Source organism: Bacillus glycinifermentans (assembly GCF_001042475.2).
Taxonomy (GTDB): Bacteria; Bacillota; Bacilli; order Bacillales; family Bacillaceae; genus Bacillus; species Bacillus glycinifermentans.
Map to the genome: position 1 here is coordinate 1 of NZ_LECW02000082.1, position 16,474 is coordinate 16,474.

14 protein-coding genes are annotated in these 16,474 nt (G+C 34.7%); 3 read left to right on the forward strand and 11 right to left on the reverse strand.

What is annotated here, in order from left to right:
• Positions 1 to 1,153: 1,153 nt before the first annotated feature.
• The gene (locus AB447_RS24260) at positions 1,154 to 3,286 is read left to right on the forward strand and encodes a SpaA isopeptide-forming pilin-related protein (protein ID WP_057957790.1); all 2,133 of its coding nucleotides are present in this window, start codon (positions 1,154 to 1,156) and stop codon (positions 3,284 to 3,286) included.
• A gap of 87 nt (positions 3,287 to 3,373) precedes the next feature.
• On the opposite strand, the gene AB447_RS24265 is transcribed toward AB447_RS24260, so the two are convergent.
• The 10 genes from AB447_RS24265 to AB447_RS24310 form a co-directional block, all read right to left on the reverse strand.
• On the reverse strand, positions 3,374 to 4,066 hold the full coding sequence (locus AB447_RS24265; protein WP_411801452.1) for a class D sortase: 693 nt from the start codon (positions 4,064 to 4,066) through the stop codon (positions 3,374 to 3,376).
• Positions 4,063 to 4,845, reverse strand: a complete 783-nt coding sequence (locus AB447_RS24270; protein WP_053075396.1) for a hypothetical protein — start codon at positions 4,843 to 4,845, stop codon at positions 4,063 to 4,065. The genes AB447_RS24265 and AB447_RS24270 overlap by 4 nt, the downstream gene beginning before the upstream one ends.
• A 17-nt stretch (positions 4,846 to 4,862) precedes the next feature.
• Entirely contained in the window at positions 4,863 to 5,471 is a 609-nt protein-coding gene (locus tag AB447_RS24275) for a single-stranded DNA-binding protein (RefSeq protein WP_048354175.1), read from the reverse strand.
• Positions 5,472 to 5,613: 142 nt separating this feature from the next.
• Complete coding sequence (locus AB447_RS24280) at positions 5,614 to 5,853, reverse strand: hypothetical protein (protein ID WP_048354174.1); 240 nt, start codon at positions 5,851 to 5,853, stop codon at positions 5,614 to 5,616.
• A 96-nt stretch (positions 5,854 to 5,949) separates the two neighbouring features.
• Positions 5,950 to 7,230 carry a hypothetical protein gene (locus AB447_RS24285; RefSeq protein WP_048354173.1) on the reverse strand — a complete coding sequence of 427 codons (1,281 nt, stop codon included), beginning with the start codon at positions 7,228 to 7,230 and terminating at the stop codon, positions 5,950 to 5,952.
• A 46-nt stretch (positions 7,231 to 7,276) separates the two neighbouring features.
• Complete coding sequence (locus AB447_RS24290; RefSeq protein ID WP_082634705.1) at positions 7,277 to 8,146, reverse strand: AAA family ATPase; 870 nt, start codon at positions 8,144 to 8,146, stop codon at positions 7,277 to 7,279.
• Between the two features lie 18 nt (positions 8,147 to 8,164).
• The gene (locus AB447_RS24295; RefSeq protein WP_048354171.1) at positions 8,165 to 9,103 is read right to left on the reverse strand and encodes a hypothetical protein; all 939 of its coding nucleotides are present in this window, start codon (positions 9,101 to 9,103) and stop codon (positions 8,165 to 8,167) included.
• Between the two features lie 825 nt (positions 9,104 to 9,928).
• Positions 9,929 to 10,651, reverse strand: coding sequence for a hypothetical protein (locus tag AB447_RS24300; RefSeq protein WP_048354170.1), 723 nt, complete (start codon positions 10,649 to 10,651; stop codon positions 9,929 to 9,931).
• Between the two features lie 53 nt (positions 10,652 to 10,704).
• Positions 10,705 to 11,853 carry a hypothetical protein gene (locus AB447_RS24305; protein WP_048354169.1) on the reverse strand — a complete coding sequence of 383 codons (1,149 nt, stop codon included), beginning with the start codon at positions 11,851 to 11,853 and terminating at the stop codon, positions 10,705 to 10,707.
• Positions 11,854 to 12,027: 174 nt separating this feature from the next.
• A complete protein-coding gene (locus AB447_RS24310) occupies positions 12,028 to 12,702 on the reverse strand; it encodes a hypothetical protein (RefSeq protein WP_048354168.1) in 675 nt (224 codons plus the stop codon).
• A 309-nt stretch (positions 12,703 to 13,011) separates the two neighbouring features.
• Between AB447_RS24310 and AB447_RS24315 the strand changes: the two genes are divergently transcribed.
• Together AB447_RS24315 and AB447_RS24320 are read left to right on the forward strand one after the other, a co-directional pair.
• Positions 13,012 to 13,998, forward strand: a complete 987-nt coding sequence (locus AB447_RS24315) for a DUF1002 domain-containing protein (protein ID WP_048354167.1) — start codon at positions 13,012 to 13,014, stop codon at positions 13,996 to 13,998.
• A gap of 893 nt (positions 13,999 to 14,891) precedes the next feature.
• The gene (locus tag AB447_RS24320) at positions 14,892 to 15,263 is read left to right on the forward strand and encodes a helix-turn-helix domain-containing protein (RefSeq protein ID WP_048354166.1); all 372 of its coding nucleotides are present in this window, start codon (positions 14,892 to 14,894) and stop codon (positions 15,261 to 15,263) included.
• Positions 15,264 to 15,325: 62 nt separating this feature from the next.
• On the opposite strand, the gene AB447_RS24325 is transcribed toward AB447_RS24320, so the two are convergent.
• Positions 15,326 to 16,087, reverse strand: coding sequence for a CPBP family glutamic-type intramembrane protease (locus AB447_RS24325; RefSeq protein ID WP_048354165.1), 762 nt, complete (start codon positions 16,085 to 16,087; stop codon positions 15,326 to 15,328).
• Positions 16,088 to 16,474: the final 387 nt, after the last annotated feature.

A 16,474-nucleotide genomic window follows, 5' to 3' on the forward strand; every position in this document is an offset into this window, starting at 1 on the left:
AAATTAGGGGGTTAACCCGGAGAATACTTTCTCTCATTATGAAACCTCCTCTCACAGGATTGATGATTTTACTTGTTACAGATCATCGATTTCCTCTTCGCAATTCATTATTTCTTGGCAATTCTTACACTTCTTTTTCACAACAACTTCTACATCCCACTCAACCACACCGCAATTATGGCAAGTGTACTCAACTGGTGTAGACTGCATATCTGATTCTTCTTCTTTCATAGTGGCAAAGGTAGGTAAACCCTATCTTCAATCACATCCTCCTGATTCAATTTCTGTTTTAATTATATAATTGTATATACTTTTCGTCAATGAAATGGTGCAATTTAATTTTCAATAATCATTACTTTTTGTCAATCTAATATCCAAAAGATCATTAAATCTATATATGTACATTGGTTTCATCATTCAATGTATCACATATAATTATTTCTATTTCATTCGATTTCTGGATTTTAAAAAAATGATTTTTTGTCCTTTTTCGCAAAAAATATTTTATCGATCATCTGTAAACACTTATCCATTATTTCTGTTAACAAACATCCAATGTTCCGCCACTTCTTAATATCCCAATTTATTATTTGTATAAAATTTTATACCATATACTTTTCATCAACATAAATTATAAGAAAACCTTTAATAAAAGGATTATCAAAATAAACCGGAATATTTTATTAGATCAACTTATTCTTGACTACGACTAATTATTTTTGAATTAAATTTAACTTCGTGTATAATAATGGGTGAAGAAAATTGACACGTTTTCACCCTGCATCCTCACAAATGATTATTATTTAATAATCAATAACTTGTACTAAAAATCACATTTCTCATTTCGATATAACCCCATTCGAAACCTTTATAATCCCCTACACAAATGTTATATTAACTATAAAACGAAGAACAAACATCCATCGTCTTTTTTAAAATAATTATTTTATTTTTTTACTTTTATTCAAAAAAATCGTTTTAAAAAAACTGAGATTATGGTAAGATAAACTTAAATAGTTGCTAGGAGGTGTTTATGTCGAGTTTGAATTCACAATTTAATATTGAAGAAGCCTTCATCGATGACAGTTAAATGGCTCTTTTCTTCTTCCATATCCCTATTCAATATAAAACGCATATGAAAGGAAAGAGAACCATGAAAAAAGCTTTTGTATATTTAACAGCATTGCTCATTACTTTATGTTCCTTGTTTTCGTTGCAATCTCATGTGGCATTTGCCGATTCATTTAGTGGCGACCCAAATACGAAGGTTAAAGGATGGGCTTATGATTCAAGCACAGGCGGATTCTTGCCAACAGAACAGATAAAATCAACTTCTGATCCATCAAGGTTCGCTTACTGTTTACAGCCAGGAAAGCACTCTCCACACAACGTTGATATGCCATCAGGCGGTCAAATGAGTAATAAAGTGTACCGGATTTTGTCTTATGGGTACCCTAACATTTCACCAAGCAAATTAGGCGTTAGTAGCCGTGCAAAAGCTCATTACGCTACACAAATGGCCGTATGGATTGCTGTTGGAGAGGTTAAGCAAAAAAACATCACTTACAGTGACAATTCTGTAAAAAAAGCAGTTTCTTATCTTCTTAACCTTGCGGAAACAAAAAAAGACACGCAAGACGTGAGCTTTAGCGTGACTCCTGAAAATGCAAAAGCAACTGTCAAAGGAAAATTTCTCGTTACGGATCCGTACACAGTTAAAAGTTCTGCTACAGGTACATACACCGTTACTTTAGAAAACGCTCCAAGCAAAGCTAAAGTAACTGATGTAAATGGGGTTTCTAAAAAAACTTTCAACGCAAAAGAACAATTTAGAGTACAACTTCCTAAGGACACACCAACTTCTAAAATCGAAGTGAACGTAAAAGCTGATTTAAAAAAGATGGTATCAATGAAATATAATTCTGACGGAACCTATCAGAACATCGTTTCGTTAAAAGAAGTTCAAAAAAGCGTTAAAGTCGGTGTATCAGCGTCATGGGAAACATCTGGAGGTATTAAAATCGTTAAATCAAGCGAAGATGGAACGCCTCTATCAGGTGTAACATTCGACATTAAAGATTCTAACGGGAAAATCGTTGAAACTGTCAAAACAGATCGCAACGGTGTTGCTACTACCGGAAAATTACCTTTAGGAAAATACACTGTAGTAGAAACGAAAACAGCAACGGGTTATGTTTTAGAGTCCGCATCCAAAAGCGTTACGGTTAATGCTGATGAAACCTCTAAATTGAGCTTCGTGAATAAGCACATTCGTGGTAACATCCGCATCTTGAAAACAGATGAGAACAAAAAAGCGTTAGAAGGCGTTACATTTACCCTCTTTAACAAAGACGGAAAAAAAGTGGTTTCTAAGGTTACTGACAAAAACGGCCAAGCAACATTTACTAACCTGATTTATGGAGAGTATTATGTCCAAGAAACCAAGTCAAATGAAGGTTATGTACTCGATTCAACAAAACACCCTTTAAGTATCAAAGATAACGGTAAAACAATCACACTGCCGATCTCGAATAAGGTTATTAAAGGTCATGTTGAATTAATCAAAAAAGATGGCTCTAATGAGGATGTTGCTCTTGAAGGAGCGGTCTTTGAATTGAAGGATAAAGACGGGAAGACAATCGGTGAATATACAACTGATAAGGACGGAAGAATTTCTGTAACAAACCTTAAATACGGATCTTACTCTTTTGTTGAAAAAGAAGCTCCAAAAGGTTATGTCCTTAACAAAGAACCTATTAAATTCTCGATCTCTAAAAATAACGAAACCGTCAAAGTAACTGCAACAAACAAAAAAATCACAGGCAGTCTCGAAATCACTAAGACAGATGTAGCAGATGAAAACACTCGTCTAAAAGGTGCAGAATTCACAATTACGGACGAAAACGGTAAAGAAGTAGCCAAGGGGAAAACAGATGATGATGGTGTAGCTCGTTTTAACAGCTTACCTTTTGGTAAATACACTTACAAAGAGACTCTAGCCCCTAACGGCTATGAAATTAATCAAGAGACTTTCTCTTTTGAAATTAAGGAAGATGGGCAAATCATCAAACACACGGTTAAAGACAAAAAGAAAGAGAATGATACAGTACCTCCAACTGTCAAAAAACACGACACCCCACATGTCGAGAAAAAGACAGTCCATTCTCTCCCTAACACAAGCATGTTCCAAACTTACCGGATGTTACTGATCAGCTCCATCATCCTTATTATCGGTGCTGGTATCCTCTTGTTTAATCTCAAGAGGAAACAAAAACGCACCAATTAAGAATAAATGACAGCCTTGCCGGGCTGTCATTTATCTATTATCAGTTTAATACGACCAAAAATAATCCGCCATACATAAATAGGCGGATTATTTTCTATATGCATATATGATATATCTATCAGGCGCATCCCCTATGTAGGAAAAAGGATAGCAAGTTGTGAGGATTAATTCTTCTTTTTCGTGTTGTAGTGTGATAATTGAATCATCATCTTTCGAGACAATTTTCATTTTTTTAATAACATAATCATAGCCGCCGTATCCAGTATCAACCCTTAAAATATCCCCTTTTCGTAATTCTCCAGCTCGGCGGAAGACGGTGTCTCGATGTCCAGACAACACGATTTGGCCGTTTTGATCTGGATAGTAACTGCCTTTATAATGTCCAACACCTTTTGCTAAGTCATTAGGATCGGTTCCCTCAACAATAGGCAGTTCGGCATTTATCGCCGGGATTGTTAACAATCCTGCAACATCACCCGTTTTTGGTGTGTATTTTTCTTTCGTTTTCAGATTCTTCGATTTAGATTCAGAGCTCTTTGAATCGTCGCTTGTCCTTACGCTTTCACGCTCTTTTTTTTCAATCACTGTATTCGGATGATTGGTGTCAGTGTCTTCAACGTGTTTCTCCTGTTTGTTTACTAACGCTTTCGCTTCCTTCAATGATTCGCTGGTTTTAGCTTTTGTTTCATATAACTCCCATAAGGAACTTCCCCCAAACACAACTCCTACAAGAATAAGAATAATGCCAATTATTATTGATATTTTCCTCATCTTCCTCATCCCTGTATCCTTTCTATATCAAATACACTTCCCGGAAAGACCAGTATCTCTTCTTCTCTCTCCACGTATCCGACCACGTCTTCACGCTTCACTTTACCTTTAAACACGGTACCATTTCCCGAGAACCGGTTAGCAAAGAAACGAGCAACTTCTTCACTTAAAGTCCACGAAAACGCTTCGTCATAGCTAGTTGACTTTAGTCCTTGCCCTCTATATACTGTCAAAATAGCTTGATCGAGAGCGGGAGGCAACATGAATTCCTTTGGTGTTGGAAGTCGCAACACCTCTTCAACCATTTCTTTATCAAGATCACTAAAACCATATTCACTTCGACTGTAAATATCAATAAACAACGCCTTCCGTTCATCAACAGGGATCTTTTTATAATGCAATTCAAACAAGTGAAAACCAATCACTTTATCATTAATTGAAAGTAGACGTCCAAAGTCTCTATCGTTTAATAATTTCTTGCAGTAGTCTTTTTTCTTATGGAAGCCCTTCTGAACAAATTGCTCAATATATTCCCTTTCGAGAGACCAGAAGGTAAAATAAAAGCTCTCATCAAGGTATACATACTTCCCCATAACGCCTTTCTGACTATAGTAAAGGTTTTTGTCATCCGGCAAGCTTAAAAGCTCACACAGCTTCTCTATGCGTTTTTCTAAGTTCGGTTTTTTTGAATAAACGTCCTCAACAGGAATCAACCCCGTACGAGAAATATGACTGTGCTCATCTTGAAATATTTGATTCACAAAGTCTTTAAAGCTGTCTTGTGTCATATTGTGCCTCCTGTTCATTAGAAAGGTAATTCATCATCAGGCTGATATCCCCGTTCCCCCCCTCGTCTTTTACCGCCATAACCTCTACCATATTGATTTCTTTCATTCTGATAATTATCAAAACCACGGTTTCGATACTGCCTCCGATCCCCCTTTTCTCTCTGGGGTTGACTTCGATCACCATATGTATGATCGACTTTCGAAGAATGGCCGTAATCCGGCGATTTATGGTCTTCACTATACCCGTTCCATCTCCGATGATCATCATACCTCTGATTGTGTTGATTGGGTAATTTAATACCTTGTTCAATATGTCTTTTTGTCCGGATCTCTTGCGGCTCCAGATAAACAACATTTTTAGCCAATGTAGTGATCATCGTTTTTCGCCCCTCTTGATAACCATCAAGAACACCCTCAACACAAACCAAGTCACCCTTATTAACATTATTCTCAATCATCCGTAAAGCGGTATCGCCATATGCTAGAACTGGAATAGTGAACGATTCTTTCTTCTGCATGGGTTTTACGATTGCGAGATAAAAGAAGACCTTTTCATTATCTTTGCTAGTGTATTCTAATTTGATTTCATTTGTTATCCTGCCTATTAAATTCACATAGCTAAGCATAGAAATATCAAACTCCTCTCATTATCATATATTATTATATTTTATTTTATACTTTTTGTCAATTTGAGTAATAATAGAGAAACTTCACAAATAAAAAAAAGAAAGGCGTATAACCTTTCTTTTCATCATGCTGCTTTTTACATTATGACTTTTCAATAAAGAGTGTATCAAGAGGGACTTCATATAATATAGATAACAAATAAAGCTCTTCCGGCTTAAAGCCAACCTCCCCATCTTCTCTTCTTGTGTAACTGGCCGAATATCTCAAACCAAGTATTTTTGTTAGATCTTCAAGTCGATAGGGCGAATTGTCTCGTAACGTTTTGATTAATTCTAAGTTTACTTCTATATCTTCAATTTTTGGTCTTTTTCCATCACTCATGTTGTAAACCTCCGTGTATTCCTTTTGCATTTAGTATAATATCATGTATACTTTTTGTCAAACTAAAAAAATCCACTCAATAGAAGAGAGTGGATTTTAATTTTCTTCTTTTAGCTTTTCAAAAATTGTGTCATATTTAAAAATCATATATCGCTGTTCTAATGTTTTCTGACCTTGGTTCCAGTCATCTTTACGAACCTTCAAAGTGGAAATCTTCGGTCTCCCCAATACATTTGAGACCTCTATTTGGAGAGGGAATGCCAGACATATAAATTCTTCTAAAATCTTATCAGGCATACTTAAATGAGATAATAACTGGCTTTTTATATCATGAAGGGCCGTATCAAGCGTTTTCGATACATGGGTAGTGATATACTGAGTCCCCTTTAAAATATCCTCGTAAAATTGATTTATTTTAATATCTGTTCCTAAGTTTTGTGAAACAATAACCGTCTCACCTACTCCTGACAAGTAGCTATTTAAATTAGAAACCAATTCATTCTGTTTTACTTGAGAGGTATATGGAACATTCCACACAATTCGGTTATTCCCCTTCTCTAATACGTTGATCAATGCACCAAATACATTTTGAACACCGCCGTTTTCACCAACAACAAGTGCAGAATACGACTGTTCTTTTAGGTATTGCCGGATATATCTCTCACTAAACTCAGAAGGGATAATACCTTGCTCTTCTAAATCTTCCAATGTTACGTTACTGAGTTTGACTTTCTCTATAATAATGGCTGGTTCCTCAGTATGTAACATCACAGCCGGTATGACCGTGATTTTATACTTGTTATCGATAATAAATTCAACTTTAGAGTGTGTAGAATCAAGGGACTTTCCATCTTCTTTTAGAAGACGATCAACATATTGGAGATATTGCTTTCGGGAGTGGAAAATATCTGATGCTCTTACATTTTCAATGCCCCCACCAAACCCCTGAATATATATTTTTTCATAATCATTAACAAATACTTTATGAATTTCTTGACCTTTAAATTTAGCGCCATCAAGTAATTTAAATAGTGTTCCAAAACCTAGGATATCCTCTGTTACTTTCTGAACCGTTCTCTCAAACAAGTTTTGTTGTTCACCAATTATATATTCATTGTAAAAATTTCTTGTGATAAATAATCTTATGTTCTTTTTCTTTACTTCTCTAATACGCTTGGCTACTATTGAATTGTCTGCCCCATTATAAAGCTGTTTCACCTGACTCTCTATGTATGAAGATATATTATCTATGTATACTTGAGTCCTCCCCAGAATAGCAGAATATGCCCAGCCGCCAATATTATTATTTCCCGAGTGGCTACCTAAAGATTGTTTTTTCTGTTTCACAAGTGCATTATAAGCTTCACTTGTAATCATCTCTTCACCTCCACTATCGATTTTTGATTGGCCCAATATCGTCAATCTAAATTTCTATATCTCTTTCAATAATCAGTTTTTCTTCTTGATCATTCAATATTTTCATACTGGTTATGATTTTTAAAAATTGTTCTTGAATTTCAACAGGAACAACAGCTTTATCCTCTTTACCAAATATATAAGAATCAATATTATTTTCCATGATCATATCAAAGCACGGATCAAAATCAATTTGATAAACGTTTATGTATTCCTTTATCAACGCTTCTCGTTTAGAATAAAATTCGTTTGGTTCGGAAAGATTAACAATCGTATTTTTCATACTCTCAATAAAGGGATGTATATTGTTGAAATATTGAACTGCTCTCAGAACATCTACAGCCCCTTTTTGAAAGAAGTTCGTCACGCAAAACGTCATATCTGCCTTCAAAACAGAAGTTACCGAAGAAAATAAGTACGGATTGAAAGGGACATCCAAGATAACAGCATCATAATTAGCTTTTAGTTCTTCGATCAAAATTGACATCATAGAATCATCGACAAATTCAGAAGCATAAAACGGGTTAGGCTTATATACTGCAAACAAATCTATGTCCTCGTTAATCATTTTATAACAAGAGTTCAGTATCGATTGCCCTTCATGAAAAAAGCCAAAAAGAGATCTTGATTGAGCATCCCCATCAGAAAGCGGCAAGTGCTTCAATTGAGGTTCAAGAGCTTCATACCCACTAGAAAATGAAAAATCGCAATCTACAAGCGCTACACGCTTGTTAGCTATAGTTAAAGCCTCTGCCACCATAAGAGCCACAGTCGTCGCTCCTGATGACCCTGACACGTTTAGAAACGAAAAAACTTTATTATAGGAGTGTCTATACTTGGTATCAGCTCTATTCGAAATTTCACTTATTCTGTCCAATTATACGCACCCCTTGCATTACTTTTTTTCTTTTTTTATTTCCTCTCTAACCTCATGATAAAAGTGACTAAGTACCTTAATTGGTTGTAAATCTTTAAATTCAGGATTGTATTCTCTAATATGGTTAACCAAGAAGTACCCTCCCCTGACTTTTTTAATAGTCAACTGTTCGCCTTGGTTTTTTTCGATAAATTCCCGAATTCTTTGTTTGAGTATAATGACATTCATTTTATACTCAGATTTATCATATATTTTCTTGAAAGTTGGCAATAAAGCGGGATCTATACAATTCGAAACAATTCGTTGTAAACCGATTATTGTTGTATTGTAGTGCCCAACAGCAGAAAAGAGAAAGTTCTTATCATAAAGCATCCTGTTCTCTTTCTTGTAAGAAGGTAGGATGCCTGTTTCTTTGAACACTCTTTTCAAGTCCTCAATTTTGTTATCAAAGGAAGTTTTTTCATCATCTTTTTCATTTCCTTCAACAACTACACCAAAATCACCGAGTTTCTCTCTACGGAGTTCCTCCCATCTTTCCTTTGCTGAGTACACAGTTTGATGGCGTCTTTTAATAATATATAGAACTTGAGGACTGACTTTTTCTGGAGAGTCAACATACATACCCTCTTTACGCTCTCTAATAAAGCGTTTTAACAACTGTTCTTCATCTAGTTTATTCGCTTCTCTAATTGCCGGAAAGTAATTTTCCATCCTACACGCCTTTTCTAATAAAAACGTGCTCACATAAGTATCCCGAATAAGATCTCTTATTTCTAACGGGAATTCTACCTCTATAATTTCAGCCAACTCTTTTTCTAAAAGCGTTTCACTAGGCACAAACTTATCATCCACTGTTAAATCATTTTTCCAGTCAGTAAACAACTTAGTTGTTGCTTCTGACAATTGTTTTGCCTTTTGTTGTAACCAATCGATGTTAGCCAACTCTTTATTCGCCACTTGTTGTCACTCCTTTTCACTTAGCTTCAAATTAAATTTTTAGGCATTATTTCAATGATTAAATTATTAAAAATTTTGATTCAGAAACAGTTTTTTAATTTTATTATAATTATTATTATATTTAAAATCAACCTTATGTAGATCGTTCCATCTTTCCGTATATTCGACATTTTTTTGAAAGATTATACAAAAAATCAATTTGTTTTACGATATTAATCCCAATGATCAAATCGATTCATCCTAAACGCATACCTTATCATAAAGAAAAACCGCCTAAAAATGCCGACATATCAGCATTTCTCAACAGTTTCGACATTTGTTTATGTATTTATTTTTTTCCGCCCAAGGAATAACTTAACGTCATCCTGATGATCCGTCAATTGTGACATATAATCATTTTGACTCTTAAATAAATGGGTTTATATAAGCATTGACAACTCGAATTTTTATATAAAAATGTTCACAAAATGGATAAAATAACGCAAAAAACGACCACTTTCGACCTAACGAAGTGGCCTCAATCTTCCTTTTGTTTTGTTCTAAAGGATCATGCCGGATAACCATATGGTTACAATTGTAATAGTTCGTTAAACCTATTGTATCACCAATTCACCTCTATAATCCACAAAAAAGCATGTTTTTTTCGGTTTTCCAATCTCTTCATCCTTTGTCATTATTGAGGCGCAGGTATATTGTAACAAACTCACCTCTTTTATCCTTGATTTCCCTTAATAATCCTTTAGTCATAATTTTTAGGATCAGACCAAAAAAAAACCGCCAAATAGACGGGTTTAAGTTCATACAATATACTTAATGGTTTTTTGTTCAATCCATTTTGCCATTATGTTTCAAGATCACCCTAACGCTGTTAAATTCCATTACCAACCCTATTAAAGTGACAACCAACAGAGCAATGCCGATACTATAGCCTAAAACAGAACTTGCTGTCGAGAAAGTGAATACACATAAACCAGCTACAAACACACTTAGAAATAAAAATGAGATTAAGGTTTGCCACACATTAAAGTTCATTTTTTTATAGATATAGAAAACCAATAATAGCGGAAACGTAAACTGATATGCAAGAATAATCGGAAACGCAACGCTTTGAGCAATTGTGTCCACAGTTAATTGCAAATAGAACCAATAAACCGGGGGAGCGAAAGCAGTGAACCAAAAGAGTCCGTTTCTAACCTTAGACCAATTTGTAGAGCAATAAGCCATGTTTTTAACATGTTTTGTCGGAATAAAAAAACGAATCGCAAATAAAATCAATGCCACCAGAAAGATCGGGAATGCTATAGAAACCAAAAAACGGGATACTGTAAAGCCGAAAAGTGCCACTGTAACCACAAATAGAAAGGGAGTTGCAAGGTACATAAAAGGGGCGCTCTCTTGTTTACCTTTAGACAACATCTTTTGTTGGAGATAAGTCATTTCCACTACCCAAAACACTAGAAACATTATGGCTATTAACGCAGTAATACTCCACTGTACTTCATTCATTTGAAAATACGGTTTACTCAATTCAGAAAATGAACTATCCATCTTTTCTCTCCTTTAGACAAACCCCCCTTGCCACAGGACAAGGGGGTTATTTTTTATTGTTCAGACTTCGCTTTAGCTTTTCCAGCTTGTGAATTTCCAAAGAAGTTGTCGTCTTTGACAACTGGTTTGATTTGATTAACGTCCTTCCCTTTGACTTCTTCTAATAGTTTAATTTCTTGGTCTTTATTTTCTAACTTATAGGTTGCAACACCCCACTCCATCTTGTTTTGGAATTGAGTAATGTCGCTAATTTGATAATCCTCTTTGACTTTCTGTGAAGCCGCAGAATAATCTTCTGAGTCTTGGAGTTGCGCTAATCTTAATGTTGCATATGCGTCCATATCCTTATCTGTAATGACGTATGGTGAGTAATTCGACGGTTTAACGTTTTCTAGATTGTATTTGAACCCAAAGTAATTACCGGGCTTGTGATCTTTAAGACTGTCCAATTGTCCGCCATAACCATAAATAACATATCCACTAACCACATCTCCTGCTTTTAAAAGTTTAGCAGATGGGGAAAAATCGATTCTAAACCCAGAATATTTCTTTTCATCTAGTTTTTCTTTAATCACTTCGTGAGCAACTGCCGCATATTGGTCTTTTCCCATACCAGCAGGTACTTTTACACCTGCAATGTATATCGGATGCCCCGGAACCGATTCATCTTCTGTTTCATATACTTTTTCAAATGAATCTCTGTACTGACTGACTAGTGATGTTGGAGGGCCCTCGCCTGTCCCAGTTGCATATTTATATGCAGTAGTACCAAGACCAACAACTAACATACTTGTCATATAGACAAATAGCATGAATACCATAAAGGTACCGAATTTTTTCAATCCAAGAAACAAACGACTTACTCGATTGTCTCCTCTATTAGGAACCCCTATCGCATTATAGGCAAATAGATAAAACCCATATACCAACCAAGCAATGGGGTTATATTTAATCCAACCCCTACCTTTATGAAACTCCTCAAAATCAGGTTGGTTACGCCAGGATAACAGTTTTTGAATAGGGGCCCTATTATCAGGAGCTTTACGTGATTTAAAATTTGGGTTTGAAGATGTCGTTCTCGGAACACCCCTACTTCCTCCTACTCCTCTCGCGAGCTGACCACTTCCTCTTGCATTCCCCCTTGTCGGGTTCCCAGCAGAGTAAGATCCTCTCCCCCTTCTTCCTCCTCGTTCATTTGCCATAATGTTTAGCGGTCACTTACCGCCACTCACATCCTTTCTTTATGAATTGAAAGTTCATTCATTTTCAAAATAATATAGCGCTCAGACATGCCCTGAGCAATTATAATATCTATTTTAATTAAATAACTTTCTTCTCAAAAAATCAACTTTTTATTATAAAAAAACTTTAATTTTTCATCGACTAATTAATATGTGTTCTAACTTCTCTTTAACTTTTCTTTCAGCAGGAGCCAGATGACTTGTATCATACATTGTGTGATATAAAATAAACTCAACCACTTCTTTTCTTTCCTTCAAGTAATTGAGGAGATTCGTCTTTTTAAGTCGGTGTGCTACTTCAATTACCTCCTCACTATTCATGTTTTTTGAATTTTGATGCTCCGGGAGCGACTTACCTATGATATTCAGAAGCTCCATTTGATCAATGATTAAATGATTTTCAACAAGCTTAGCTTGTTGTTCGTAAAATTTTTTAGCCCTTGTACAGTATCTTCGCAACTCATCTTCGCTTATCTTATGAGGATCTAAATCCCAAAGGTCAGCTCCAATACGTTCAATCAATTTATTACATTTTCGAGTTATCCCCGTATTAAATGCCCTCGCCGCATTCTCTGTCACTTCTTTACCTTTCATCTTTAAAGCATCCTTAACCGTCATAAACATATTTGTCAAATAAGTTCTCTCTTCTTCATTAAAATATCTTGTATTTTTGACAATCCTCCAGACATACCACAATCCTTCAATATGAAGGTCGCTATACTGCTTTCTCTTCAATTCGTTGAAAAAGAAAGCATAATTATCGTCACCAAGAACATACTCTGCAATGTTCCTGATATTCCTTCTATTCATGCACAAATACTCCTTTCAAGGGAAATTTGATTTTGTTATTTTTCGTGTTTTATTATATCAGAAAGGAACACGTTTGTAAGAATTATATCATAATTTTTTGCAAATATTATTTCTCGTTCTTTTTTTGTTTTCTGTTTTTCATTTCGGAAGTTATTATACTTTTTGTCAAAAATGAGTTTTTTAGTGATATACTTTTTCTAACAAGATCATCGGTTCTTAAATGACCGGATAACCAAAACAAATATTGACTAAAAGTATTAATTATATTATAATTAATTTATAATATTAAAGAAGGGTGGAAGTTATCCAATGCTATTGAAAGGTACATATTTAAAAACACTAGGAGTCGCATCATTGTTCACTTTAGGTCTCAGTATCGGGGGACAATGTGCACTTGCCGAAGATTCCGGAGCGGTTAATGAAAAATGGGGAAAGCCTGTTTTCGCATATGGTGCATCTTTATCATCTGAACAAAAGAAAGAAACACAAGAGCTGTTGAAAATTAATAATTTAGATGAAGTGAAATCTGTAAGTGTTTCCGGTCAAGATTTGGTTAAATACTTAAAAGACGGATCTCCCGACAGCAATCTGTACAGCTCTGCAAAAGTCGAAAGAACTGATAGCGGAAATGGAATAAATGTAGAGATTGTTAAGCCAGAAAATATAACAAAAGTTACTGAATCAATGTACAAAAATGCCGCAATAACAGCCGGGGTAACTGATGCCAGCATTACAATTGCTTCCCCTATCAAAGTTACAGGTGAAAGCGCATTGACCGGGATCTATAAAGCTTATGATAGCGAAGGCGAAAAGCTTGATAATAAGCGGATGGATGTAGCAAATGATGAATTGGAGACTATCTCAGGAATTTCGGACAACAACAAGGACATTAACGGTGAACAGATCACTCAAACTTTAGCTGAAATTAAAAAGGAAATGGCTGAAAATAAGCCGGCCACAAAAGAGGATGTTCAAAAGATCGTTCAGGATGAATTGAAAAAAGCAAATCTCGACCAAGTTATAACTCAACAACAAACAACACAACTTATCAACCTTGCTGATAAATACAGAACGAATGACATAAACTTTGATGAGGCTAAGAAACAATTGGATGATCTAGCGAAGGAGTCACAAGAAAAAGCCAAAGAGTTATTAGACCAAGGAACAAAAAAATATGAAGAATTGAAAGACAGCGGTTTTTTTGAAAATATATTCAAGGCAATTGGTGACTTTTTCAAAGCGATCGCTGACTTAATAGGAGGATTCTTCAACTGGGTCGGGGAACAATTCGCTTAAAATTTTTTCAGATATTAAATTAAAAGCCACCTAAAAGACGGTGGCTTTTTTGTGTATAACTCTCCGGGCTAACCAGAGGAACTAACCTTAAATCCTTCATTTAAATGAAATATTGAGGAAGCAATGATATCAAACAGAGTTCCCCAACTCGAAAACCATCCGTTTTGGTGGGCGGATCTTTATTAAAAAAAATTGCCGACCAATCACTTTGTTGCTAACAATCACAACCAATCTCCCCTTAAAAACCGTCCTTATTATTTTGTTTCTAAACCCGTTAATAACTTAAAGTTCGATTTTTAATATTTGTTTTATCCCTTTATGCTTCTATTCTTAATTCTTTCTTTATTATTTCTTTATATTTTTTATATATGTTTTTAAATATATATCTAATTGTTTTATAAGGTTCTTATAAATTTGTTTTATGTGTTTAATAAAACATTTATAAAGTTTTCAGACAATTTAGGGAAGGCAATGTGAGTTTTCCTTGGCAATTTTTGTCGCTCTCTCCCCTTTAAATTCGCTCTGACGAGCGAATAAAATCACAGTTAATTTTGATTAAAAATAAAAAACGAATTTTATACTTAAAATCCTGATTTTAAATATAATGTTGATAAATTAATTGAATTTTAAATTATAATAATACTTAAATTTTTAACTAGACAAAAATTATTCTTTTTCCCCCGTCGCCCACCTTTTTAAACAATGATTAATTAAAATTAAAAATGAAGTTTAAAACTCTATTCAATTTTAAAGTTTAAACTTATAAAAAATTTTAAACTCAAACAAAAAATTAAAATGGGGAGAGGACAAGACAAGGGTCGAGGGGTATTATATAATACAAAGCCTGACCTAAATTGTCTGAAAATAAAGCTGAGTTATGGGGGTATGATAATATGGCTCGTATTCGAAAAAACAATTTAGCAAAGGAGAAAAACAAACCTTTTGTTGAAAGAAAGCGAAAAGAGATTAACGAACCACTTTCCCTACAAGAAAAATTGGGGAAATTAATATTCGGAAGAAGAGTGGCATTAGGCTTAACACAAAAAGAGGTTGCTAGGATCACCGATATGGACTCCAGAACGATTTCCAGCATGGAATTGGGTATTAGCAACTCCCTTTTAAGCACCTATGAAAAGGTTCTTAACGCATTAGATATCCATGCAAATTTAGTCTACAGCGAAAATAGTGACCGGGCTTATCAACTTAAAATCGAATACATTAACTTTGAAGATCTAATTTTAAAAAACAAAAAGTCCTCACAATAATGGGGACTTTTTGTTTTTTATGTCTAAAATTAACCTGTCTTTATTGGCCGGCCAAAAGCAGATCAACTGTAATAATGTTGAAGAATAAGGAGTGGTATAAATAAAAGAATACCGTCATAAAAAACATGAGCCAAATACGCACTATGAATATTCTTGACCCTAAGAAAGGTAATCAAAAATCCAACACTGCTTAGTCCTATTACCAAAATAAGTTGAATCAGGTTCCCGTCATACGTACTGTAATGAGTTAAACCAAAACACACACCTGAAAAAACCAATGAAATCACCGTCACCATTTTACTCCAATGCATGAACATCGATAAAATCTTCATACAAAAACAGAACGGGAAAATTATAATCATAGTTTCACCATATAACTGAATCAACGAGCTGATAATCACATAATTTATGCTCCGGCCATCGCCTCCTCCACCTCCCACGATTGAAGTGGAAGAAAACTCATAATTCATGCTAGTCAATATCGCAACCGAAATAACCAGAAAAACAAATGTGATGATACATCCAATTAACGCTGACCCCATCAGTCTAAAGAAACCCATTTTCCGAAAAAAATATTTCCTTTTATTTCCAGCGGCGCACAAAAAAACCGTGGTCGAAACGAAAGAGAACATACATTCTTTCAAGAATGAAAAATGTCCTATCCAATCAGAGTAAGGACTTATAAAATAGGTGTAAAATCCTATTCCAACACATAAGAAGAAAGCCCATCTCAGAAATTTCTCCTGTTTCAGTTCTTGAAATATAATTTTTGAATTTTCCCATATACCAACTGTTTCATTATGTTCATTATTTAATTTAAACATTGATACAAATCCCCAAAACACTCACTCCTTAATTTATTTGCAGAACAAGTGACTTTTGTCCGTTTGACAAAAAGTATATAACATAATATAATTTTAATCAACTGATGGAGAGGTGTATATCCAGAAATTAATTGTTTGGTTATGGTTCATTTGTAAATGAATATGCTTTTGTGGGTTTTTTTGGATGGGTGATTCTTTTATCTTACTTCATTTTCTTTAACACCCATTTTCAGGACTTTATTGAGAGGGATTTCCTGACTCAAGAAAGCCTTATAAACCCTTGTAAATTCTACATTTTACCCATTTTATTTCCAAAGATAATCCTGTCGTTTTGTGCCGTTTATTAGTATTTCGTGACATATTACCCTCTTACAGTAAGTTTCAGTT